21 protein-coding genes are annotated in these 21175 nt (G+C 63.1%); 12 read left to right on the forward strand and 9 right to left on the reverse strand.

What is annotated here, in order from left to right:
- The first annotated feature begins 287 nt into the window (after nucleotides 1-287).
- From G3N62_RS00400 to G3N62_RS00410, 3 genes are read left to right on the forward strand one after another with little or no spacing between them, the layout of a single operon-like run.
- Nucleotides 288-3134, forward strand: a complete 2847-nt coding sequence (locus G3N62_RS00400) for a type VI secretion system tip protein VgrG (protein WP_069705924.1) — start codon at nucleotides 288-290, stop codon at nucleotides 3132-3134.
- Nucleotides 3135-3137: 3 nt separating this feature from the next.
- Entirely contained in the window at nucleotides 3138-5153 is a 2016-nt protein-coding gene (locus tag G3N62_RS00405; RefSeq protein WP_124670708.1) for a phospholipase D-like domain-containing protein, read from the forward strand.
- A 3-nt stretch (nucleotides 5154-5156) separates the two neighbouring features.
- Complete coding sequence (locus G3N62_RS00410) at nucleotides 5157-6467, forward strand: sel1 repeat family protein (protein WP_185733111.1); 1311 nt, start codon at nucleotides 5157-5159, stop codon at nucleotides 6465-6467.
- 84 nt (nucleotides 6468-6551) lie between these two features.
- Here the strand turns inward: G3N62_RS00410 and G3N62_RS36335 are convergent, their stop codons facing one another.
- Nucleotides 6552-6851, reverse strand: a complete 300-nt coding sequence (locus G3N62_RS36335) for a hypothetical protein (RefSeq protein ID WP_185733110.1) — start codon at nucleotides 6849-6851, stop codon at nucleotides 6552-6554.
- On the opposite strand from G3N62_RS36335, the gene G3N62_RS36340 reads away from it, so the two are divergent.
- Entirely contained in the window at nucleotides 6825-6914 is a 90-nt protein-coding gene (locus tag G3N62_RS36340; protein WP_346778198.1) for a hypothetical protein, read from the forward strand. The two genes, G3N62_RS36335 and G3N62_RS36340, sit on opposite strands and share 27 nt — an antisense overlap.
- A gap of 152 nt (nucleotides 6915-7066) precedes the next feature.
- Here the strand turns inward: G3N62_RS36340 and G3N62_RS00420 are convergent, their stop codons facing one another.
- Nucleotides 7067-8047, reverse strand: coding sequence for a LysR family transcriptional regulator (locus G3N62_RS00420; protein WP_124670706.1), 981 nt, complete (start codon nucleotides 8045-8047; stop codon nucleotides 7067-7069).
- A 102-nt stretch (nucleotides 8048-8149) separates the two neighbouring features.
- Between G3N62_RS00420 and G3N62_RS00425 the strand changes: the two genes are divergently transcribed.
- On the forward strand, nucleotides 8150-8524 hold the full coding sequence (locus G3N62_RS00425) for a nuclear transport factor 2 family protein (RefSeq protein WP_124670705.1): 375 nt from the start codon (nucleotides 8150-8152) through the stop codon (nucleotides 8522-8524).
- A gap of 165 nt (nucleotides 8525-8689) precedes the next feature.
- Here the strand turns inward: G3N62_RS00425 and kdgT are convergent, their stop codons facing one another.
- Complete coding sequence (kdgT, locus tag G3N62_RS00430; protein WP_034189680.1) at nucleotides 8690-9709, reverse strand: 2-keto-3-deoxygluconate transporter; 1020 nt, start codon at nucleotides 9707-9709, stop codon at nucleotides 8690-8692.
- A 280-nt stretch (nucleotides 9710-9989) separates the two neighbouring features.
- Here kdgT and kduI point away from each other — a divergent pair, with 280 nt between their 5' ends.
- The 4 genes from kduI to G3N62_RS00450 all read left to right on the forward strand — a co-directional run bounded on the left by kduI (nucleotide 9990) and on the right by G3N62_RS00450 (nucleotide 13038).
- Nucleotides 9990-10826: a 5-dehydro-4-deoxy-D-glucuronate isomerase gene (gene kduI / locus G3N62_RS00435; RefSeq protein WP_124670704.1), complete on the forward strand. Its 837-nt coding sequence runs from the start codon at nucleotides 9990-9992 to the stop codon at nucleotides 10824-10826.
- 4 nt (nucleotides 10827-10830) lie between these two features.
- Nucleotides 10831-11637 (forward strand): 2-dehydro-3-deoxy-D-gluconate 5-dehydrogenase KduD, encoded by an 807-nt coding sequence (gene kduD, locus G3N62_RS00440; RefSeq protein ID WP_124609174.1) that lies wholly within the window; start codon nucleotides 10831-10833, stop codon nucleotides 11635-11637.
- A gap of 58 nt (nucleotides 11638-11695) precedes the next feature.
- A complete protein-coding gene (kdgR, locus tag G3N62_RS00445; protein ID WP_124670703.1) occupies nucleotides 11696-12577 on the forward strand; it encodes a DNA-binding transcriptional regulator KdgR in 882 nt (293 codons plus the stop codon).
- 89 nt (nucleotides 12578-12666) lie between these two features.
- Nucleotides 12667-13038, forward strand: coding sequence for an SH3 domain-containing protein (locus tag G3N62_RS00450; protein WP_124670702.1), 372 nt, complete (start codon nucleotides 12667-12669; stop codon nucleotides 13036-13038).
- Nucleotides 13039-13069: 31 nt separating this feature from the next.
- Here the strand turns inward: G3N62_RS00450 and G3N62_RS00455 are convergent, their stop codons facing one another.
- Together G3N62_RS00455 and G3N62_RS00460 are read right to left on the reverse strand one after the other, a co-directional pair.
- Nucleotides 13070-14674: an EAL domain-containing protein gene (locus tag G3N62_RS00455; RefSeq protein ID WP_124670701.1), complete on the reverse strand. Its 1605-nt coding sequence runs from the start codon at nucleotides 14672-14674 to the stop codon at nucleotides 13070-13072.
- Nucleotides 14675-14708: 34 nt separating this feature from the next.
- Nucleotides 14709-14900, reverse strand: a complete 192-nt coding sequence (locus G3N62_RS00460; protein WP_124670700.1) for a hypothetical protein — start codon at nucleotides 14898-14900, stop codon at nucleotides 14709-14711.
- Between the two features lie 211 nt (nucleotides 14901-15111).
- On the opposite strand from G3N62_RS00460, the gene G3N62_RS00465 reads away from it, so the two are divergent.
- Complete coding sequence (locus G3N62_RS00465; RefSeq protein ID WP_059556351.1) at nucleotides 15112-15411, forward strand: hypothetical protein; 300 nt, start codon at nucleotides 15112-15114, stop codon at nucleotides 15409-15411.
- Between the two features lie 17 nt (nucleotides 15412-15428).
- On the opposite strand, the gene G3N62_RS00470 is transcribed toward G3N62_RS00465, so the two are convergent.
- Entirely contained in the window at nucleotides 15429-15734 is a 306-nt protein-coding gene (locus G3N62_RS00470) for a hypothetical protein (RefSeq protein ID WP_034189673.1), read from the reverse strand.
- Nucleotides 15735-15784: 50 nt separating this feature from the next.
- Complete coding sequence (locus tag G3N62_RS00475) at nucleotides 15785-16831, reverse strand: AraC family transcriptional regulator (protein WP_124670699.1); 1047 nt, start codon at nucleotides 16829-16831, stop codon at nucleotides 15785-15787.
- 94 nt (nucleotides 16832-16925) lie between these two features.
- Here G3N62_RS00475 and G3N62_RS00480 point away from each other — a divergent pair, with 94 nt between their 5' ends.
- Together G3N62_RS00480 and G3N62_RS00485 are read left to right on the forward strand one after the other, a co-directional pair.
- A complete protein-coding gene (locus G3N62_RS00480) occupies nucleotides 16926-17942 on the forward strand; it encodes a sterol desaturase family protein (protein WP_124670736.1) in 1017 nt (338 codons plus the stop codon).
- Nucleotides 17943-17978: 36 nt separating this feature from the next.
- Nucleotides 17979-18659, forward strand: a complete 681-nt coding sequence (locus G3N62_RS00485; protein ID WP_034189672.1) for an alanyl-tRNA editing protein — start codon at nucleotides 17979-17981, stop codon at nucleotides 18657-18659.
- A 24-nt stretch (nucleotides 18660-18683) separates the two neighbouring features.
- On the opposite strand, the gene G3N62_RS00490 is transcribed toward G3N62_RS00485, so the two are convergent.
- Both G3N62_RS00490 and G3N62_RS00495 read right to left on the reverse strand, forming a co-directional pair.
- On the reverse strand, nucleotides 18684-20309 hold the full coding sequence (locus G3N62_RS00490) for a histidine-type phosphatase (RefSeq protein ID WP_124670698.1): 1626 nt from the start codon (nucleotides 20307-20309) through the stop codon (nucleotides 18684-18686).
- A 179-nt stretch (nucleotides 20310-20488) separates the two neighbouring features.
- Complete coding sequence (locus G3N62_RS00495; protein ID WP_034189670.1) at nucleotides 20489-20923, reverse strand: phosphatase; 435 nt, start codon at nucleotides 20921-20923, stop codon at nucleotides 20489-20491.
- Nucleotides 20924-21175: the final 252 nt, after the last annotated feature.

The raw sequence follows: 21175 nt of genomic DNA on the forward strand, positions 1-21175 counted from the left end.
GACGTGCGATGCAGTACGCGTGGCATCGGCGGGCCGCAACAGTCAGCGACACATGATGACTGTGCGTTGCTTCTGCGTGATGTATTCGTCTGTGGCGAATTCGATCGCGGCGTAATCTGGTCTTGCGGTCAATGCGTTTCGCCGTTGGATTTATATTACCAAATGCATTCACATGCATGACTTAATGATTACGGTTTTCAATTGTTTGAATTCCACCCGATTGACGTCACAGAATCGTCATTCGTAGAATCACAGATCAAGAACAACATAATTCTGAGAGAGGCGCTATGGATGCGCACAGCATGATCGGGGCAATCACGGGAGGGCTGGCCCAGCAGGAACGGCTTCTCAAGCTCGATACACCGCTTGGCAGCAACGTTTTGATCCCGCACCGGGTGTTCGGACAGTCCCGCATCGGTCGAGATTACCTGTTCATGATCGACTGCGTGTCGACATCGAACGATGTTCAGCTCAAGACACTGATTTCGCAGCCGATCACGCTGTGGGTCCAGCAGACCGACAAAACCTATCTTCCTCACCACGGCTATGTGCATACCGCGAGAAAACTCGGTGTGGACGGCGGCCTCGCTTGCTACCAGCTCAGTTTTTCATCGTGGCTGCATTTCCTGAAATTTCGCCGCGACCAGCGTCACTGGCAAGACAAAAGCGTCGACGCGATCATTACCGAGGTATTCAATGATCATCCGCAGGCGCGCGGAATGTATCGCTTTGAATTATCGCAACCGCTACCCTCACGCTCCTACTGCCGCCAGGATGAAACCGACTGGAATTTCGTGCACCGGCTCCTCGAATCCGAGGGCTTGTACGGTATCTGGAAGCAGGCTCAGGATGGAAAGTCGCATACACTGGTGATTACCGATCGTCTTCAGGCGCTCGAGCCGCTTGCGCCTCCGACAGTCGATTTTTCCCGCGCGAGCGTTCATGGTGAAGTGAACGCCCTTACGCAGTGGGCCGGAACCCGGACACTGCAGTCCGTCCTGTTGTCGACGCGAACGTTCGACTACAAGAGTCCGGCCACGCCGGCCAATCCGAAGGCGACTTCGATTCCCACGATGGCCAATCAGGGCGATCTCCCGTCGCAGGCCGAGGTGTATGAATACACGGGCGGCTATACGTACCCCGAACAGGAGCGTGGCGACCATCTCAGCAAGATCCGCATGGAGGAATGGGAGTCGCAGGCCAAACGCTATGACGGCGTCGGCGGGGTGCGCCGCATCGATGCGGGACGGCGGTTCACGCTGACCGGACATCCCGAGCATGATCAGGACGCGGCCGACCATCGAGAGTTCGCGGTGATCGACGTCGAGTGGATCATCGTCAACAACATCCCGCTTTCCGGGCACGAAGCGAATTACCCGCATAGTCTCTATCAGGCAGTGAAGCAGGCCGATGCGGACGACACCGAGAAGCTGTTCACCGTGTCGCATGTCGACGGCTCGGCGGGCTTCTATCGCGTTGCGATCGAAGCGCAACGCACGTCGGTCCCGTATCACAGCCCCCTCGAACACAAAAAGCCCGAAGCAAAGCTCGAATCGGCCATCGTTGCCGGTCCGAAGGGGGCGCAGGCGTATACCGACGACCTGAACCGGATCAAGGTGCTGTTCATCTGGGATCGGCACAACGAAGGCGACGAGCGGGCGTCGTGCTGGGTGCGCGTCGCGCAATCCGATACCGGCGACGGTTATGGCGGCGTTCATATGCCGCGCGCGGGCGAAGAACTGCTGATTGGCCATATCGGGAACGACATCGATCGTCCGATTGCACTACATCGGGTATACAACGGGGGCGTAAAGCCACGATGGCATTCGAATGCCCTGTTGTCGGGTTACCGGTCCCAGGAGTTCTCGGGGAGCGGTTACAACCAGATGGTGATGGACGATTCGACGGGCCAGAACCGCGTGCACCTGTACAGCAGCAGTTCGAACGCGGCGTTGCACCTGGGCTACCTGATCGACCAGACCGACAACACGCGCGGCAGCTATCTGGGCAAGGGCTTCGATCTGAGTTCGGAGGCCTATGGCGCGCTACGGGCAGGGCGAGGGCTGTTCGTGACGACACACCCGGTCGCCGGCCAGCCGCTTGATACCACCTTGGCGACGCGTCAATTGAACGGTTCGGTGAATATGCTCGACGGCCTGTCGCAAGCGAGCGAGACGTCGACGGCGGAAAGCCTGAAGGACGGCCACGACACCTTCAAGGCATTCGCCGATGCGACGCAGCACCACGAATCAGGGGCGACGGGCGGAGGGGGGGTGACAGCGGGTGGAGGGACGGGCGATGCCGGCGCGTTCAAGCTGCCCGTGATCCTGGTTGCGGCACCTGCCGGCATCGGTCTGTCGACGCAGAAGTCGACGCACGTAGCAGCCGATGAGCATGTCAATATCGTTAGCGGGCAAAGCACGCACGTTGCCACCGGCAAGTCACTCGTTGCCAGCATTACGGAGAAACTGAGCCTGTTCGTGCAGAATGCCGGGATGAAGCTGTTTGCGGCAAAAGGGAAAATCGAGGTCCAGACTCACGCGGACAACGTCGAGGTGACAGCGCAGAAGTCGCTATTGCTGGCATCTGTTACCGAGAAGGTCCACGCATCGGCACAGCAGGAAATTCTGCTGACGTCCGGCGGTGCGTACATCCGTCTCAAAGGCGGCGATATCGAGATTCATGCGCCGGGCAAGATCGACGTGAAGGGTGCGCAGCATGCGTTCAGTGGTCCGACGAGCATGGACGTGACCAATCCGGCGTTCAAGGACTTGCCGACGCGTCGGTTGATGCTGAATACGATGGCTTCGCCGTCTGCCACCGGTGTCGTTCCGGTCGGCATGCCTTACAAGCTCTATGCGGACGGGGCGCTGGTCAAACAGGGCGTATTCGACAAGACGGGGCAGTTGCCGATCGATCACCAGGTCACCACGCAGAAGTACACGCTGGAGATGGCGAACGGGGTGAGGCATGAGATTCCGGTGCCGGGCGAGTATCGCGATGCGGCGAACGGGAAACTCGCCAATCAGGGGTTTCAGTTCCTCGAGAGTTCGCCCGAGGACGAAGTTGCTCCCGATCGGGCTGTCCACCGACAACAGTACAACGATCTGCTGAATCCTTCTTCGGACGCATAGCTCATGGCAACGCCGAACAATACCTTCACCACGCCGCTGGCGCTGAATCATACGTCGAACGCGACGGCGACGCTGCCATGGTTTCTGCAATTTACTGAATACGCCGCGAAGCAGGCAACATTCAGGCCCTTGGTAAACGGCGAAGAAGCGTTCGGGACGCTCTACGATGTACTCATGGGAGCTCAGCATACCATCGACATCATTTGCTGGGGGTTTCAGCCGTCCATGTATTTCAGGCGCAAAGGTAACTCGCTTCGGATCGGAGAATTGCTTGAGCAGAAGGGGCAGAAGGGCGTCAAAATCCGATTGCTGTGTTGGCGGGACCCGTTGTATCTCACCGAATTGGGCGAGAACAACATGCCCGGCTACGACGCAGTGACCGGGTTAAAGCAACATATATCCGACGATATCTATCGTCGGAGCTCGATGTTGTCCCGTGACTATCAAACTGACGAAGAAAGAAAATTCGACGCGGAATGGTATTGGCGCGCTGACTTGAATAACGTAACAAGCACTTCGCTGTTATCACCCCTGTCGCCTCTGTCGCCGCTGGCGAAGCTGGCCTACGAAAAAGCGCGTGCACGGTACTACAAAGAGCATGCGCTGAAGAATATCGACTTCGCCACTCGTGGCTTCAGTCCCTCCAATCGGGCGGAGATTGCATGGCGTACTTTCTGGCATGGTAAAGACAAGGATCGCGACCTCCAAACCAAGGCGATGAACAGTGTTGGCATGGGTGCCGGAATTCCGACACACCACCAAAAGATGGTGCTTGTCGATTATGAGAGCCCGGAGAATGCCGTCGGTTTTGTGATGGGGCACAACATGCTCGATCAGTACTGGGATACGGACGCTCACAGTTACAAGCCAGAGACACCTTCGACCGGGCGTAACGGTCCGAGCCCGTGGCAGGACATCTCCAGCTATGTGACCGGTCCGGTGTTGCAGCATCTGAATGCGAACTTCTGTCAGGCATGGGATGACGCTACCGGCCAAGGCCTAGGCAAGGCACGGGAGGGTCTTAAGGACCGCCTCAAGGTCCGATACGTTCCGGGCGGTGATACGCCGATGATGGCTCAGATCGTGCGTACACAGTCCCAGAAGGGGCGGCGCGATATCGAGAAGCTTTATTTGCAAGCGGTGAACAACGCAACGCAACACATCTTTATCCAGAATCAATATTTTCGATGGCCGCCGCTTGCGAATGCAATCAAAGCGGTCGCTGCCAAGCACGTCAGTTGGGGGCGCAACGTCACCGAGCATGGTCCGCTGTATCTGTTTGCCATCACGAATTCCGGTGACGAGGCAGTCGGAACCGGGACCGTCAATACTTACCGGATGCTGAACGCGTTGGGAAAGGCGCAGAGCATTCCGGGTGTCGCGACGTTGGAGCAAGAGGATGCTCGCCAGACTGCTCTGAAGGATCAGATGGCAGCGGTTGCGGATCAGCAGTCGCAGGCAAACCAAGCGTTACTTGGGGCTCTTGAAGTGCAAGGCATTGTCGACTCGCCTGACTCGGCAAAGCGGGTTGCCGATGCGAAGGCGAGAATCGAGCAGTTGAAACAGCAGCGAGAATCGATAGCATCGAACATGAAGAGCGTGCCCCAGCCGGTCTTGAACAAGGAATACGATGGCCTCAAGGTTCATGTCTGTACGCTCGTGGCTCCGGATTCTCCGCCAGGCAACTGGGTGCCCGTCTACGTTCATGCAAAATTGATGACGATCGATGACGTGTTCATGACGCTCGGGTCGGCGAACATCAACACACGTAGCATGGAGGCAGATAGCGAACTCAACATCTGTCATGAGAATGGTGACGTGACCAAGAGGTTACGGCAGCAGCTGTGGAGTCTGCATACAAATAAGGTGGGGGCGCAGGACGATTCTGGGCAAGCTTTCAATAAGTGGGAGATTATCCTCAACAACAATGCCGACCTTCAAGGTGGAGGCAAGCAATCACCCATCGCTTCGATCGTTCGTTTCATGCGCACGTCAAACGAACGCACCTACAAAGACTGAAAAATGAGAAAGTCGCTTGTAATTTATGTAATCGTGTTGCTGGGCTGTGCATGCACCCATAAGGAAGACTCTGTGGAATCAAATTTACCCGATATGTCGGCTGTGCGGGCCAATCTCGCATTCACTTGCGTGCACGAGAGTGAGCACCTTCCGCCGCTGGATCCGCGGGCAGATCAATTGTTTCAGTATGGTCGGTATTTGCAGAAGCTTGATGGTCCTAAGGATTTCAATGAAATCGTCCGATACTATCGAGTCGCTTCGGCGTATGGTCACTACAAAGCCAACACCAATGCACAGAAGCTGATTTCTCAAGGGCTAGCCAACTCCCCCGATGGAGCAAAGGAAACCATTGAGCTAGCAAAAAAGCTAATCGAAGATGGAGTTCCTGGTGGTTATTATGATATCGGTCACTATCTCGAAATTGGATACGGCTTGAAGCAAGACACCGAGATGGCTTTACGGTATTTCAGGAAGGCTGCCGACATGGGAAGTCCTGAGGCGCAAACATATGTTGCAGAGCAACTGGCGCCACATGATCGAGCTCCCGAGGTTGCGCTTCAAATGAGACAATGTGCTGCCGATCAAGGATACGGAGACGCCGCCAATTATTTGGGGATCAATTTAAAAAACGATTCAAAATATTCGGATGCTGTTTCATTTTTTCAACAAGGTGTAAAGGCAGGGAATGCCCAGGCTGCGTTGGCTCTCGAAGATGGATTCAATGGTCCAGAGACATCAAATCGTCTTTCGTACCTGGCGCTCGCGCATGATCCAGAGCGCTCGCGTCGTTATCGTTTGATCGGAAAATTTCTTGATAGTAACGAGAGCCGCAATCCCAAGGTTCCCGACCTCGACAAGATTGTTCCGTTGCCTCCAGCGAAGCTCCCGGCGTGGGATGGGACATTCCAGTGGCAAAAGGAGCAAGATGCAGCCGCGCCGCCGCCGAAGCCTTCGGATGATTTCATCAACGAGATGGCGAAAGCCAAGCATCTCGATCCTGCGACGGGGTTGCCAGTTCAGGGAGCGGTAGACAAGACGTCACAGACCGAGCAACCGGAAAGCGTCGCGTCCCGCCTGCCGTTGGGCACGATCGCTCACACCGGTCAATCCTGCCCGGAGGACGGCGTTTGGTGCGCGAAACTCGCGACCGGCCAGATTGGTGATACGCAGCGCCGGTTTCTCAAGGGCGATGCGTTGCCGTCTGTCGTTGTGCATGAGCCGAGAAAGCTGGCAGTGCTCGACAGTATGATGGGTACACGCCAGCACGTCGAACAAGTGGCATGGGAACTCATTGCGTATCTTGATCAGACTTGATCGACTTATTCAGCAACTCCGCGTGGCCAATCTCTCGCTCGAATTCGGCCACGAAGTGGGCTCCATTAGTCATGCGTAGAGCTTCTATAGTTCTGCTTCGTGCCTGCTGGCGACTTGATCGAAGAGCGAAAACGCTCTCAGTCCGTTGCCTGATGTAAGTGAAGTACGGCCGAATCTCGCCTTCAGCATGATGAAGATGCGGCGCGTCGGTATATTCAAAACGCTGCGGATCTGGGGAATGCCGACACGCAGTATTACGTGGCAAACTTGCTCGACCCGCTGACGCCGCGCGGGATATTGCTCGTCAAATGTTTCAATGCGCGGCGGACGCCGCCGCAGAAGCCCTCGGACGAACGCATCGGCAAGATCGCGAAAACCAAGCATCTCGATCCCGCGACGGGATTGCCACCCATTGGGTGTGGTTCCACGTGTTCTACACTACCGTGAGCCGCGACACTGTCGAAGCGCCTCGGGGAATGCCTTCGCTGTAGAAGCCGAACGCGGGTGCGGACGGTACCCCTGACACTGGCTGCCCACATCGCCACCCCAAGGCATACCATACTGTCGCGGCCGGCACCCTCGGCATGAACGCCGGAAAACTATGCGCGATGCAGCGTTTCGAGCACGGCCGATGACGGCCGCTCGCCAGCGCCATGGCCCTTCGACTGCAGCCCGGGCATCATGCCGACGACAAAGTCGATGAACGCTCGTACCTTGGCCGGAACGTGACTCCGGCTGGGGTAATAGACATAAAGCGGGAACGTCTCGTCGCTCCAGTCCGTCAGGATCGGCTCCAGCGTGCCGGCACGCAGGTGCGCGTCGATTCCGAGGTCGATCAGCTGGGCGATCCCGAAGCCTGCAACGCACGCGCCGATTTTGGTTCCCGCATCCGTGACGATCAGATTCCCGTTGACAGCCACTTTCACTTTCTCGTTGTCGCGCCAGAATTCCCAGTCGAAGGGCCGACCGGTAGCCGGATCGATGGCCAGGATGCATTCATGGCCGTCATCGACCAGATCCTGCGGCGACCTCGGCCGGCCGCGTTGCGCCAGGTAGGACGGCGCGGCCACCGTCAGGACCCGCGGGCTGTACAGCCTGCGACAGACCAACGTGGAAACGGACGGCGGCCCGAATCGTATCGCGAGATCGAAACCGTCGCTTACCAGATCCGACAGGTCGTTCCGGGTTTCCAGCTTCACATGAAGCGCCGGGTAATCCTTCATGAACTGGGCCAGCTCCGGCGCCAGCACAAGTCGAGCGAACGCCGCGTCGCACGCCACACGGAGCGTTCCGTTGACGACCGAGGTCTGGCCGGCGGCTTCGGCGGTCGCCTCTTCGATTCCCTGGAGCAACGGCCGCACTTTCGACAACAGCGCGTGGCCAGCGTCCGTCACTTCGACGTGCCGGCTGGTGCGATGCACGAGCTTCGCGTGCAGGCGGTCTTCCAGTCGCTGAATGGCGCGACTGACCGCCGGCTGAGTCCTGCCCAGACGAGATGCCGCACGGCCAAAGCTCCCGGATTCGGCGATGGCCGCAAGCACGAGCAAGCCGCCGACAAGTCCTCCGTCGAGGTCTTCCATGATCCATGAGTTCCTGTAATGGCAGCGATAACCGGGCCGCCGTAGCCGAGGCGAGGACGATCGCTCACTATACGAGCCGTTCACTCTCGAGGAAAGCCAGTCATGACCCAGACCCAAGCCGTCGTCGCGTTGATCGAGGATTACTTCAATCTGGCTTACGAGCCGAGGAGCCGTGACTTCAACAAGGTCTTTCACCCGAGCTGCCTGATTCAGTGGCTGGACGAAGGCCGGCTGCGCACGCTGTCGTCGTCGGAGTACGAGGCGCTCGTCAACGGGAGGCCGAGCCCTCGGTCAACCGGCGCACCCCGAGACGAGGCGATCCTCTCCATGGCGCACGTCTCGGACGGCCTTTCGACGGCGACGGTGCGGGTGCGGATCGGAAGCCGGCTGTTCAACGATCACTTCGTCATGCACAAGGTGGACGGCAGTTGGCTGATCGCCACCAAGGCGTCCGCCATCGTGCATACGTTCGACTGAAACGTGGCGTAGCGCCGCGCGGCTGACGCGCGTCCGGGTCCGGAGCGCGCGCCGACACCAACGAACAAAACCCCGGGAAACGCGTCGATTTCCCGGGGTTTTCATGTCATCGAACATGAATCGACCCGCAGCCGGAACCTGAAAGGCGGGCTCGAACCTTCCCTCTCAAACATGCCCTTCATGTTCGATCGGCGCGCCATGCCCGGCCCGCGCCGCAACGATGATCGGCATGCCTGACATTCTGGCCGCCCGCTTCGCCCACATCGCCGTCAGGATCGGCACGAGAATCGCCGTCACGAGGCAAGCCGTCGCGACGATCGCCGTCGCGGCCGGCACCATCGGCTTGAACTTCGGAATCATCTCGCCGATGATCGCCGGGTTCGCCACGGCGGCGCCCGCCGTCGACGACGCGGCGAGCCCGGCTGTCCCGTTGCCGCCGCCCACGAACTTGTCCGCGAGAATCAGCGGCACGCCCGTCACGACGATCACCGCGAGCCCGAGCGCGATGCCCGGCAGCCCGCTCTTCGCGATCACGTTGAGATCGATGCCGTTGCCGAGCGCAAAGCCGAAGAACGGGATCAGCGGATGCACGCAGCGCCCGAACAGCTCGCGCAGGTCTTCATCGAGGTTGCCGAGCGTGAAGCCGATCAGGAACGGCAGCACCGCGCCGACGAAGAGCCGCGTCTCGAATACCGCGACGCCCGCCGCGCCGAGGATCAGCATGCTGACGAGCGGCCCCGATTCGATCGACATCAGCACGAACGCACCGGCTTCTTCCTTGCTGCCGTACTGCTGCATCACGGCCGCATAGAGGCCGCCGTTGGTCATGTCCATCGACGTCGTGATCGCGAGCAGCGACAGGCCCGCGAAGAGGCCCGTGCGGATGCCGTCGTCGGGGATGAACCGTGCGGCGATCAGGGTCGCCAGCCACGCGACCACGATCTTGGTCGCGAGCAGCGTGCCCGATTTGCGCAGCACGACGCCGGTCGCGCGCAGGTTGATCGTCGCGCCCATGCAGAAGAACCAGACGGCGAGGATCGGCACCGTGCCCGCGATCAGGCCGTTGGTGAACGAGCCGAAGTACTTCCCGGCGTTCGGCGCGAACGTGTGCACGCACGCGCCGAGCAGCATCGGGACCAGCATGAGCCCGCCCGGTATGCGGTCGATGGCCTGTTTCAGCTTCACGTCTCCTCCGTGGACGTCGATGCGTCCCGTTGTCGAATGATGTCTGCTGACTGACTATAGGACATGATTCGGAACGTCGGTCCGCTTTTATTGTCTGGAACGGTAATCGTATACCCGTATCACTATAAATAGCTGATAAAAAAGGGAATTGCGCTATCGTTGTACGGCGGGCTATTTTCGGATCGATGTTCCGTATATGCAGAATCTGTGCTTCAATTCATCGTATGACCACCGCCGGCGCGCGCGTCGGCGGCGTCTTCTTCCCCAACGGAGAGCCGGCATGGAAGTGCGACAGGGCATACACGGCGAACACGCGAAGACGCTCGATACGGCCGGCCTGCGCCGGCATTTCCTGGTGGAGAACGTGTTCGCTCCGGACGCGTTGTCGCTCACCTACAGCCACATCGACCGGATCATCGTCGGCGGCGCGTGGCCGGCCACGCGGCCGGTCGAGGTGCCCGCATCGCTCGGCGCAGCGATGGGCGTGAGCCATCTGCTGGCGCGTCGCGAACTGGGAGCGATCAACATCGGCGGCCCCGGCTGGGTCGAGGTCGACGGGCAGCGCCATGCGGTCGGCACCGAGGAGGCGATCTACATCGGGCAAGGCGGGCAGGGCGTCGTGTTCGGCAGCGACGATCCCACGCGTCCCGCGAAGTTCTACCTGAACTGCGCGCCCGCGCACACGGCCTGGCCGACACGCACGATCACGCTCGCGCAGGCGTCGCCCGAAACGCTCGGCGATGCGGCCACGAGCAACCGCCGCACGATCTACAAGTTCATCGTGCCCGACGTGCTGCCCACCTGCCAGCTGTCGATGGGGATGACGAAGCTCGAGCCCGGCAGCCTGTGGAACACGATGCCGTGCCATACGCACGAGCGCCGGATGGAGGTGTATTTCTACTTCAACCTCGCCGACGATGCGGCCGTGTTCCACCTGCTCGGCGAGCCGCGGGAAACGCGGCACGTCGTCGTGCACAACGAGCAGGCGGTGATCTCGCCGAGCTGGTCGATCCATTCGGGCGTCGGCACGAAGGCGTACACGTTCATCTGGGGCATGGTGGGCGAGAACCAGGTGTTCAAGGACATGGATCACATTGCCGTTGCGGACCTGCGCTGACACCATGAAGCGCGATACGCCCGATCTTCCCGCCGTCGACGCGCGCCCCGCGCGCGCCGGCCTGTTCGACCTGACCGGCAAGGTTGCGATCGTCACCGGCTGCAATACGGGGCTCGGCGCCGCGATGGCCGTCGCGCTCGCGTCGGCCGGGTGCGACATCGTCGGCGCGAACCGTTCGGCCCCGGCCGAGACCTCGGCGCGCGTCGAGGCGGCCGGCCGGCGTTTCGCCGACGTGCGCGCCGACCTGTCGACGCTCGAACCGGTCGAGCGGATCGTCGGCGGCGCGGTCGATGCGTTCGGTCGCGTCGACATCCTCGTCAACAACGCGGGCATGATCCGCCGCTGCGATGCGCTCGAATTCACCGAAGCCGACTGGGACGCCGTGATCGACGTGAACCTGAAGAGCGTGTTCTTCCTGTCGCAGGCCGTCGCGCGGCAGATGGTGAGGCAGCGGCGCGGCGGCAAGATCGTGAACGTCGCGTCGATGCTGTCGTTCCAGGGCGGCATCCGCGTACCGTCGTACACCGCGTCGAAAAGCGGCGTGCTGGGGCTCACGCGCCTGCTCGCGAACGAATGGGCCGCGCGCGGGATCAACGTGAACGCGATCGCGCCCGGCTACATGGAGACCGACAACACCGCGCAACTGCGCGAGGACAGCCGGCGCAGCGACGAAATCCTCGGACGCATCCCGGCCGGCCGCTGGGGCGTGCCCGACGACCTCGCGGGCGCGGCCGTGTTTCTTGCGTCGCCTGCGTCGGACTATGTGCACGGCCACACGCTCGCCGTCGACGGCGGGTGGCTCGCGCGCTGATCGCGCTTCGCGGCGGACGCGTTATGCTCTCCCGATTCGCACTCACGGATTCACGGACATGACAGCAACGCCCAGGCAGCGCAAAGGCGATCAGGCGAACCTCGGCGCCGAAGCCGACCCGTCGGCGGCCGGTGCCGCCGAAAAGGCCGATTCGGTCGCGGCCGTCGGCAAGGTCTTCACGATCCTCGCCGCGCTCGGCGATCGCCGCGAGATCGGCATCAGCGAGTTGTCGCAGCATCTCGGCATGTCGAAGACCACGGTGCATCGCTTCCTGCAGACGCTGAAGACGCTCGGCTACGTCGCGCAGGCAGGCGAGACCGACCGCTACCGCCTGACGATCCGGCTGTTCGAGCTGGGCAGCAAGGCACTGGACAGCGTGGACCTCGTGCGCGAGGCCGATCTCGAGATGCGCCGCATCGGGCAGCTGACGCGCGAAGCCGTGCACCTCGGTGCATTCGACGAGGACGCGATCATCTACATCCACAAGATCGACGCCGATTACGGGCTGCGCATGCAGTCGCGGATCGGCCGGCGCAATCCGTTGTACAGCACGGCGATCGGCAAGGTGCTGCTCGCCTGGATGACGCCCGACGAAGCGCGCGCGGTGCTGGCCGGCATCGAGTTCAGGAAGTCGACCGCGAAGACGCTCGCGTCGGCGGATGCGGTGATGAGCATCCTGCCGCACGTGCGGCAGCAGGGCTACGGCGAGGACAACGAAGAGCAGGAAGACGGCCTGCTGTGTCTCGCGGTACCCGTGTTCGACCGTTTCGATCGCGTGATCGCGGGGTTGTCGCTGTCGTTCCCGACGATGCGTTGCGGCGCCGACACGAAAGCGCATTATGTCGCACTGCTGAAGGAAGCCGGGCAGGCGATTTCCGCGCGGCTCGGGCATCGCCCGCACGCGGCGGCCGTCGAGGCGGCCGCGGTCGTGCACGACTGAACACGCCGCGGGCGGCGCTACAATCGGTGCCGCGCCGGTCGCGCGCCGGCGAACCCCGAACACGACGACCTGAAGGACGAACCATGCGAATGAACATGTCGATGCGCACGTGCATGGCGCTGCTGGCGATCGGCGCGAGCCTCGTCGCGAACGGCGCGCAGGCAAAAAGCGCGGTGGATTGCGGGAAGCTCGATGCGGCCACGAGCGGCCCGGACGACAACTTCCGGCCGCCGGCGTCCGGCACGGTCATCGGCGCCGGGCGCGCATATTTCTACTCGGCACCCGACGCGCAGTGCATGACGAAGCGAACCTTCATCGTCCCGGGCGATTCGGTGACCGTCTACAAGTCGCACGGGCGCTGGTACAACATCATGTACGTGAACGGCAAGACCGGCGACGACTTCGAAGGCTGGGTCGAACTGGGCCGCGTACGTCTTGGCGGTCAATACGGCGCACAGTAACCGCCGGCGGTGCGTGTCGGGCCCGGTGCCGCTACGACGACACCCAAGCGAAATCGCGTTTCAGGTTCTCCGCGCGCTGCGGCCGCCGATACAGATAGCCCTGCGCATACTGAATCCCGATCGCATGCAGCGCGCGATGCTGCGTTTCCGTCTCCACGCCTTCCGCGATGATCTTCAGGTCGTAGTGGTGCGCGACGGCCGCGATCCCCTCGATCAGCCCTGCGCCGCCGTCGTTCAGCTGGGCGACGAACTGGCGATCGATCTTCACGTAGTCGAACGGAAAACGCGACAGCACGTCGAGATTGCTGTGATGCGTGCCGAAATCGTCGATCGCGAACTTCGCGCCTTTCGACCGGAGCGCGTTGAAGACCTCGGTGGTCCGCGCGTTCTTCTCGAGCAGGATGCGTTCGGTGACCTCGAGCACCAGCGTGAAGCCCGGCGGCAGCGCGCGGATCGCTTCCTCGACGACGGATACGAAGCGCGCGCGCTCGAGATCCTTCGGCGCGATGTTCACCGCGATGCGCAGCGGCGCGGACGGCGTCAGCGCGGTCAGTTCCGACACGGCCGTCCGCAGCACGAATTCGGTCACCTTCGGCAGTACCGTGCTCGCTTCCACCTGCGGGATGAACACGGCCGGGCTGATGACTCCCCACTTCGGATGCTGCCAGCGCAGCAGCGCCTCGACACCGACCGTCCGGCGCGTCTGCACGTCGACGATCGGCTGGTACACGACGTGAAACTCGTTGCGCCTGAGCGCATGGCGAACGGCCTTCAGCAACAGCCGCCGCGGCGCCATCGCCAGCAGATAGGCGGCCATCACGAGACCGTCGGCCAACAGCACGATCGTCATGCCGATCAACCGGTAGTGGCCCTGGACGTGCGAGGCGTACTGAGCCGATGCGGCGACCGACACCGTGAAGGGCCAGCGTTGCGACGCGATCGTGGTGCCGCCGGCGGCAGCGTGGTCCGATTCCGGCGCGAACTTGCCTTGCTGGTCGAGACGGCCCGATCCGGCGATCGACAGCGTGGCGGATTCCGTCCCGCTGCGGGCGCTCGGCGCGAGTGCATCGACCACGTAGTCGCCTTCGATCAGGTACAGGACACCCGCGCCACGCGCGGTGGCGCGATACACGGCCAGCACCGGAATGCCGCGCTGAAACGGCGTCTGGCGCAGCAGCGTGACGATCGTCGCGCCCGGTTCGGGCTCGCGCGAGTATGCGTCGAGCGGCAGGTCGATCGCACCGAGCGCCGACGAGCACATGACGCGGCCGTCGTTCACCAGCGCGACGGCGCGCAGGTAGCGCAGGCGAGTGCCCACTTCGGCCAGCGTCCGGAATACCGACGCGCAAGGGCGTCCGACGAGCGCGGTCAGCTCGTCCGCATGTCGCAGGCGGACGCCGTCGAGGATGCGGTTCACCGTCGCCACGATGTCGTTCGCGACGACGCGTTCCTGCGTGGCGACGGCATCGCGTGCGTAGCGATCGGCCAGTACGATCGCGCAGGCGGGCACGAGCACGCAAACGATTACCGCGACGAAAAAGACCGCCCGCGGCCATGTACCGCTACGCTGGAAAACGGACTTCGAGCCTGGTATGAGCGCCGACATTCCCGCGGTTGCCCTTGATGTTGTACGCATGGAGAGGCATGTCGAACCGGTCGGTGCGCATGCGTCATGCCTGGTCCGGGCGATCCGGTTCGCGTATCTGCATCGCGATGCGAACCGGCGCGACGATCGCGCTGGGCAGCGGCGGCAGGCCCGTCGCGATCGGCCATTCGGTCCGACGGCTCACGTCTCTGACGAGTGCATTTTGCGCATCCATATTGACGTAGCACACCGAAAAAACCCCCGGCCGCATGGTCATGCGGCCGGGTCGAAAGACACCGTCTCTTGGCACGAGGATGGTGCGCGGCAAGTATATGATGTGGCGCGCTATTACGAAATATTATTGATTAAAAATTGGTGCAGTTTTGTGATTGCGTCTAAAAAAGAAACATTGCCGCGACATACCGTTTTAGGCGGGTCGCCGCGAGCGCGCGGGGGCTGTTCGCGCGTCATGCCGGAGTTTCGCAATGATGGAAGAAGATACCGCTCCTACGACGGTCATGGTGACCGATGGCGCTGCCGCCGCGGATGGCGGCTCGCTGTGGATCCAGATTTCGATCGACGGACAGGTCCGCAACTATCTGCTCGATCGCGCACTCGCGTCGCGCGGTACGCCGCGCTACGACACCATCTGCGGCGCGCACGGGGTACTGTCGAAAGGAGAGCGAAAGGAATTGCGGGGATGGCTGGCGCGTATCGCCGACCCCGCGATGTGGGCGGGCATCGTCAGCACGTTCGTGGAGGTGCTGTCGCGGCCTGACGCGGAATGAGCGGCGCCGGCCGCGACTCAGAAATCGTTGCGCATCTTGTGAAGCAGCGCGCCGGGCGACTGGTGCGTGTCGACCGCGGTCAGGACGTCGGTCAGGAACCATGGCAGGTTCAGTTGCGTATCGGAATCGCCGACGCATACGCGGATCGGCGGCGCCTTCGACGGCGAGCGGACGTCCTGCGTGGCCTCCCGCGACGGCACGCAGTTTTTCGCATGCGCCTGAACGGGAACCGGCGCGGCGGCGCCGGGGAGCGCGCCGGCGTCGGCGGGCACGCTGACGGCGGCAAGCAGGGTCAGGACAGCAGCAGCGGTAACGCGTTTCATGAGGATTCTCCGGCGATGTCCGTTCGACCGTGCCGGCGGGCGCGAGTTCGTCAGCCGCGCGCGACGCGGGCCGCCCGCAGCGGCTGTCGGGCGCGCCACTGCTGAGGCGATTCGCCGGTCCAGCGCCGGAACGCGCGCGTGAATGCGCTGTGTTCGGAATAGCCGAGCAGCCAGGCGACTTCCGCGAGCGTCAGCTGCGGATCGTTCAGGTGGTCGATCGCGAGCCGCCGCCGCGTGTCCTCGCGCAGGGTCCTGAAATTCAGCCCGAGTTCGGCCAGCCGGCGATGCAGCGTGCGCGACGACACGTGCAGCGCCGCCGCGATCGGCTCGATGCCGGCTTCGCCGTGCGTCAACAAGCGCGCGACGGCTTCGCGCACCGACTGTTCGAGGTCGTCGGCCTGCCGCAGCTCGGCGAGCAGCGCGCTCGCCTGGCGCTCCATCATGTGCCGCAGCGCGTCGTCCGGCCGTTGCAGCGGCTGCGTCAGCAGGTGCAGCGGAAACGCGAGACGGTTCACCGGCTGGCCGAACCGCACCGGGCAGCCGAAGTAGTCGAGGTACGGTTGTGCGTCGCGGGGCGACGGATGCACGAAGCAGACTTCGTCGGGCCCGTGGCGCGTGCCGGTGATATTGCGCGCGAACTGGACGATGGCGGTCAGTGCCACTTCGTCGACGAGCGGGCCGAGCGGCTCGGGCGCATCGTGCCATTCGATCGCGACCGACGTCGCCTCGACGCGCACTTCCATGCGCGCGACGTTCGCGATCAGGTGTTCGTATTGCTGCCAGCGCGCGAGCGCGGCGCCGGCATCGCGGCACGCATGCAGCGCATAGCCGAGCGCGCCGAGATGCGCGGGCGTGATCCGCTGGCCGACGTGCAGGCCGAGCAGCGGATCGTCGAGCGCGCGGGCCGCGCGTTCGAGCAGGCCGCGCCAATGCGCGCTCGCGTACAGCGTCAGCCCGCGATCGTCCTCGGGCGGCCGCGCCTCGCCGAGGACGCGCGGGGCATCCTGGCCCTGCCCGGACAGATAGTCGAACAGCAGCCGCACGTAGGTGCTCGAGTAGTAGACGCGCTGGGTCGCGAGCGGGGAGGCGGCGGGCATGGCGGAAAGTGTCAAGTAATCGTCGGCAAGTGTCAACGCGAGCGGACCCGTGCGCGACCATACTGCGCGGCAGTTCCTGATCGAGGCCGCCGACATGCCGAACGAGTTGATGACGTGGCTCCACGCGTTCCTGGGTAACGACGTGGACTGGAAGCAGGTGCTGTTGATCGGCATGACGCCGGTGTTCCTGATCGCGTTCGCGATCGAATATGCGGTGATGACCGGGCGCGGCCGCCGCGAGCCGTTTCGCTGGAAGGAGATCGTCGCGAACCTGTCGCTCGGTGCCGGCTACCAGGTGGCCGAGACCGTGATGGGGCTGCTGTTTACCGGTGCGATCTTCGCGTGGGTCCATCGACACCGGCTGTTCGACGTGCCCGTGAACGGCTATACGGTCGTGCCGATTTTCGTCGTCGTGGAATTCTGCTACTACTGGTTTCATCGCACGTCGCATCGCGTGCGCTGGTTCTGGGCCGCGCACGTGCCGCACCACAGCGGCGAAGTGATGAACTTCACGACGGCGATGCGGCAGTCGCTGCTGAATGCGTTCGTCGGCGTGTTCGTGTTCTACCTGCCGCCCGTGTGGCTCGGCATCCCGCCGGCCGTCGTGCTGTTCCTGCTCGCGGTCGATCTCGCATACCAGTACTTCGTGCATACCGAAGCGATCGGGCGGCTGCCGCGCTGGTTCGAATACGTGTTCGACACACCGTCGAACCATCGCGCGCATCACGGCCGCAATCCGCGTTATATCGACAGGAACTATGGCGGCGTGCTGATCATCTTCGATCGCATGTTCGGCACGTATGCCGAGGAAACGGAACCGGTCGACTACGGGATCACGCAGCAGATCCGTTCGTACAACTTCCTGGTGCTGAACGTGCACGAATTCGTCGACATGTGGCGCGACGTGTTTGCGCCGGGGCCCGTCATGCAGCGTGTGAAACACCTGTGGATGCCGCCCGGGTGGGAGCGGCCGGGGCATCGGCCGATCCACACGTGGCGCGTCGAGCGCAAGCGCGAGGAAGACGCGATGGCGCCGCGCGACGCACCGGCGGAGGGTGCGATGGCAACGGGGCGCAAGATCGTACAAGCCGCCCGGACGCGTTCGGGCTAAGCTGGGCGTTTTCCTCGGCGAAAGGCGTGGCGGGCGATGACAAGGAAAATGTTCTGGGACGATCCCTACCGGACCACACTGGATACCGTCGTCACGCACGTCGACGGCGATCGCGTGCGGGTCGACGCAACCATCTTCTTCGCGTTTTCGGGCGGCCAGGAAAGCGACGCGGGATCGCTGGGCGACTATCCGGTGATCCGCGCCGACAAGCAGGGCCTCGACATCGTCTATACGCTCCCGCATGATCACGCGCTGCGCGTCGGCGATCGTGCGACCTGGCGCATCGACTGGGCGCGCCGGTACCGGCTGATGCGCCTGCACTTCGCGGCCGAAATGGTGCTGCAACTGGTCTACCGGCTCAGGCCCGGCATCGAGCGTATCGGCGCGCATATCGCGCAGGACAAGGCGCGCATCGACTTCGCGAGCGACACGAGCCTGTCGCCGCTGTTCCCGGAGATCGAATCGGCGGCCGCCGACCTGTCGAGGCGTGACCTGCGCATCGTGACCGACTTCAGCGATGTCGATGCACAGCGCCGGTTCTGGGCGGTCGACGGCTTTGCGACGATGGCCTGCGGCGGCACACACCCGGCGACGACCGGCGAGATCGGCATGCTGACGCTCAAGCGCAAGAACATCGGGAAGGGCAAGGAGCGGATCGAGGTCATGCTGCTCGATCCTCAGGTAGCGAGCGGGCACGCGATGATGCGACTTGCGTGACCCGCACCGCGCCTCATCCTCGCGTCACTGATACCCGTAGCACTGCTTCAACCCCGCGTAGTCGTAGAAGTGGCTGGCTGGCGCGATCTTCGCGCCGTCGCACGCAGCCTGAAAATCCGTCTCGCGCTCGTTGTACAGCATCTTCACGATCAGCCGCGACCCGTTGCGGTAGACGTCCCACTGCAGGTTCGCCGCCATCGGCGACACCTGGTCGCCGCGCCACGGGTTGTTCGCATAGGTGTACGTCTGCGCCTGCGGCGTCGGCACGAACACGTTCTTCAGGTTCATGACCGATGCGAACGGAATCACGATCTCCGCGTGCGTGAAGCGCAGCTTCGCGGCCCGCGTCAGGTCGCCGCGGGCGATCGCGTCGACTTCGCCGAAGAAATCGTCCTGCAGCACCTTTGCCATCCGGTACGTGACCGGGTTCGCTTCCTGGATGCCGGGCCCCTTCTGGTAGTAGTCCTCGGCATCCTGCAGGTACGCGAGATACTGCGCCTGCTCCGCGCCGATGTACTTCTCCATCGTGACGCCGCCGGTTTCCGCGGTCATCGCGGGCGCGACCTGCAGCAGGTTGTACAGCACGTTCACCGCATCGACGGCCGTCGCGATCCTCGTCTTTCCGTCACCCTTCAGCGTATTGGTGAACTTGCCGTCCGTCGACGTGAACGCGTAGGTTCCCGTGTTCGCGAACGTGTAGCCGTCGCTGCCGAGCTTGGCGATGAAGGCCGGCGACACGAGTGCGGACAGCACCGTCTGCGCGACGTCGGCCGCCTGCGGTGCGGCCTTGATCGCCTTCAGCTTCGCGGCGACCGTCGCGTCGTTCGCATAGGCCTGGTACGCCTGGCTCGCCTGATAGGTCGCGTAGTACGGATCGCTCGTATCGGTGACGAGATCGGTGGCCGGTTTCAGCGAATGGAAATACAGCAGGAAGCGGTTGGTGCCGGCCGGCTGCGCAACCGGCGCGCTCGCCGGATAGCCGGACGGCGCGGCCGGCAGCGTGATGGCGGATGCCAGCGCCGGCCGGGCGGCGACGAGCGCCGCCGAGAAATACGTCGAGCTGTCCACCGCGCGATCCTGGCCCGAGTTGACGACGACGACCTGCCGGGTGCCCGCCGCGAACAGCGCGGGCAGCCGCTGGGCGAGACGGGCGGCGAGCTGCTGGTGTTCGCGGATGCCGGTTTGCGTGAGGTTGCCGTATCCGGGCGTCGAGATACCCTGCACGCCGTAGCCGAGCAGCGCGTTGGCCTTCATCATCGCGTACGTGTCGGCCTTGAGCTGCATGCCGAGCGCGGTCAGCGCGCCGTCGGCCTCGGCCTTGAGCAGCATCGCGTAGATCGCGCCGTCGTACTTGAAGCCCGACAACCCGCGCGAGCCGTGGCGCGCGACGAGTTCGGTATAGACGGGCGCGTAGCCGGCGGGCGGCGCTTCGTACGTCGCGGCGTCCTGCTGCGGGCGGTACGGTGTCTTCGTCTGGTAGTAGGTCGCGGGCGCCGGTGTCGGCGTGGGCTGCGGCTGCGGCTGCGGCGCGGGCGTCGTGCCGCCGTTGTCGGCCGAGGTGGCGGGCGGCGTCGATTCTTCCCCGCCGCAGGCGGCGAGCAGCAGACAGGCGATCGTGAGGGCGGCGGCGGTGCGGGTCGGGCGTGTCATCGTGGCGAGCGGCGGACGGACGCATGCGGATGCGCGCCGTTCCGTTTCCGGGAGAGTGGGATCGAGCCCGGAAGTGTGGCAAGCGACTTTGACAGCGGAATGTCAGGGTTCGGTCGGGCAATCGTCGGATTGCCGCCGGATCGGCGCCGGCCGGTCGCCGCCGGCCGCCGTGCCGACGTTCAGTGGAGCCCGGCCGATGCGATCGAGCGCACGGTGTCGGTGATGTTCACGCAGCGCGACAGGCCGAAATGCTCGGCTTCGCGGCGCTCCGGTTCGCTGCTTGCGATCGCGACCGCGCGTTCGGGCGGCACGCCGAGCGCCTGCAGCGCGACGTCGAACGGATGCTGATTCGATCTGGAGTCCTGCTGATCTGAATCGGTGACGACGACCGAGAAGCGGTCGAGGTGCGCGCGGCCGAACTGGCCTTCGAACATGTCGCTGAGCCGGGCGGCCGGCAGCGTCGTGACGAGACCGAGTCGATATCCTTCTTCCGATGCGCGATCGAGCCACTGGATGATCGCGTCGCGCTGATGGCGCGATTCGCGCGAATCCGGTGTTGCTTCGATTTGTGCGAATGCTGCGTCGAGACGGGTGACGATGGCTTCGATGACCACGGTGATTCCTCTTCAGAGACGTGATGATCCGTTCGCCGACGGGAATGCCACACACCTTAGCGTTCATCTTGAAAATACGACCAATTAATATTTATAGGTGACTTATATGATATGGCTTATGAATGAGGTGGCGCGCCAGAGCGGGCGCGGGGCGCGGGCCGCATGGTGTTTCCCGCGCGCATGACGTCGCATCGACGGCGTTCGACGTGATGCACCAGCGTGGCGCGCGGTTTGAATGCATTCGGCATATGC

The sequence above is a fragment of the Burkholderia sp. Tr-20355 genome, from assembly GCF_017104685.1.
In the GTDB taxonomy this organism is placed as follows: Bacteria; Pseudomonadota; Gammaproteobacteria; order Burkholderiales; family Burkholderiaceae; genus Burkholderia; species Burkholderia seminalis.

Coding starts and splice junctions, on each gene's coding strand:
- G3N62_RS00400 (WP_069705924.1), top strand. CDS start 288: ATGGATGCGCACAGCATGATCGGGGCAATCACGGGAGGGCTGGCCCAG.
- G3N62_RS00405 (WP_124670708.1), top strand. CDS start 3,138: ATGGCAACGCCGAACAATACCTTCACCACGCCGCTGGCGCTGAATCAT.
- G3N62_RS00410 (WP_185733111.1), top strand. CDS start 5,157: ATGAGAAAGTCGCTTGTAATTTATGTAATCGTGTTGCTGGGCTGTGCA.
- G3N62_RS36335 (WP_185733110.1), bottom strand. CDS start 6,851: ATGCTTGGTTTTCGCGATCTTGCCGATGCGTTCGTCCGAGGGCTTCTG.
- G3N62_RS00420 (WP_124670706.1), bottom strand. CDS start 8,047: ATGGAAGACCTCGACGGAGGACTTGTCGGCGGCTTGCTCGTGCTTGCG.
- G3N62_RS00425 (WP_124670705.1), top strand. CDS start 8,150: ATGACCCAGACCCAAGCCGTCGTCGCGTTGATCGAGGATTACTTCAAT.
- kduI (WP_124670704.1), top strand. CDS start 9,990: ATGGAAGTGCGACAGGGCATACACGGCGAACACGCGAAGACGCTCGAT.
- kduD (WP_124609174.1), top strand. CDS start 10,831: ATGAAGCGCGATACGCCCGATCTTCCCGCCGTCGACGCGCGCCCCGCG.
- kdgR (WP_124670703.1), top strand. CDS start 11,696: ATGACAGCAACGCCCAGGCAGCGCAAAGGCGATCAGGCGAACCTCGGC.
- G3N62_RS00450 (WP_124670702.1), top strand. CDS start 12,667: ATGAACATGTCGATGCGCACGTGCATGGCGCTGCTGGCGATCGGCGCG.
- G3N62_RS00455 (WP_124670701.1), bottom strand. CDS start 14,674: ATGCGTACAACATCAAGGGCAACCGCGGGAATGTCGGCGCTCATACCA.
- G3N62_RS00460 (WP_124670700.1), bottom strand. CDS start 14,900: ATGACCATGCGGCCGGGGGTTTTTTCGGTGTGCTACGTCAATATGGAT.
- G3N62_RS00465 (WP_059556351.1), top strand. CDS start 15,112: ATGGAAGAAGATACCGCTCCTACGACGGTCATGGTGACCGATGGCGCT.
- G3N62_RS00470 (WP_034189673.1), bottom strand. CDS start 15,734: ATGAAACGCGTTACCGCTGCTGCTGTCCTGACCCTGCTTGCCGCCGTC.
- G3N62_RS00475 (WP_124670699.1), bottom strand. CDS start 16,831: ATGCCCGCCGCCTCCCCGCTCGCGACCCAGCGCGTCTACTACTCGAGC.
- G3N62_RS00480 (WP_124670736.1), top strand. CDS start 16,926: ATGCCGAACGAGTTGATGACGTGGCTCCACGCGTTCCTGGGTAACGAC.
- G3N62_RS00485 (WP_034189672.1), top strand. CDS start 17,979: ATGACAAGGAAAATGTTCTGGGACGATCCCTACCGGACCACACTGGAT.
- G3N62_RS00490 (WP_124670698.1), bottom strand. CDS start 20,309: ATGACACGCCCGACCCGCACCGCCGCCGCCCTCACGATCGCCTGTCTG.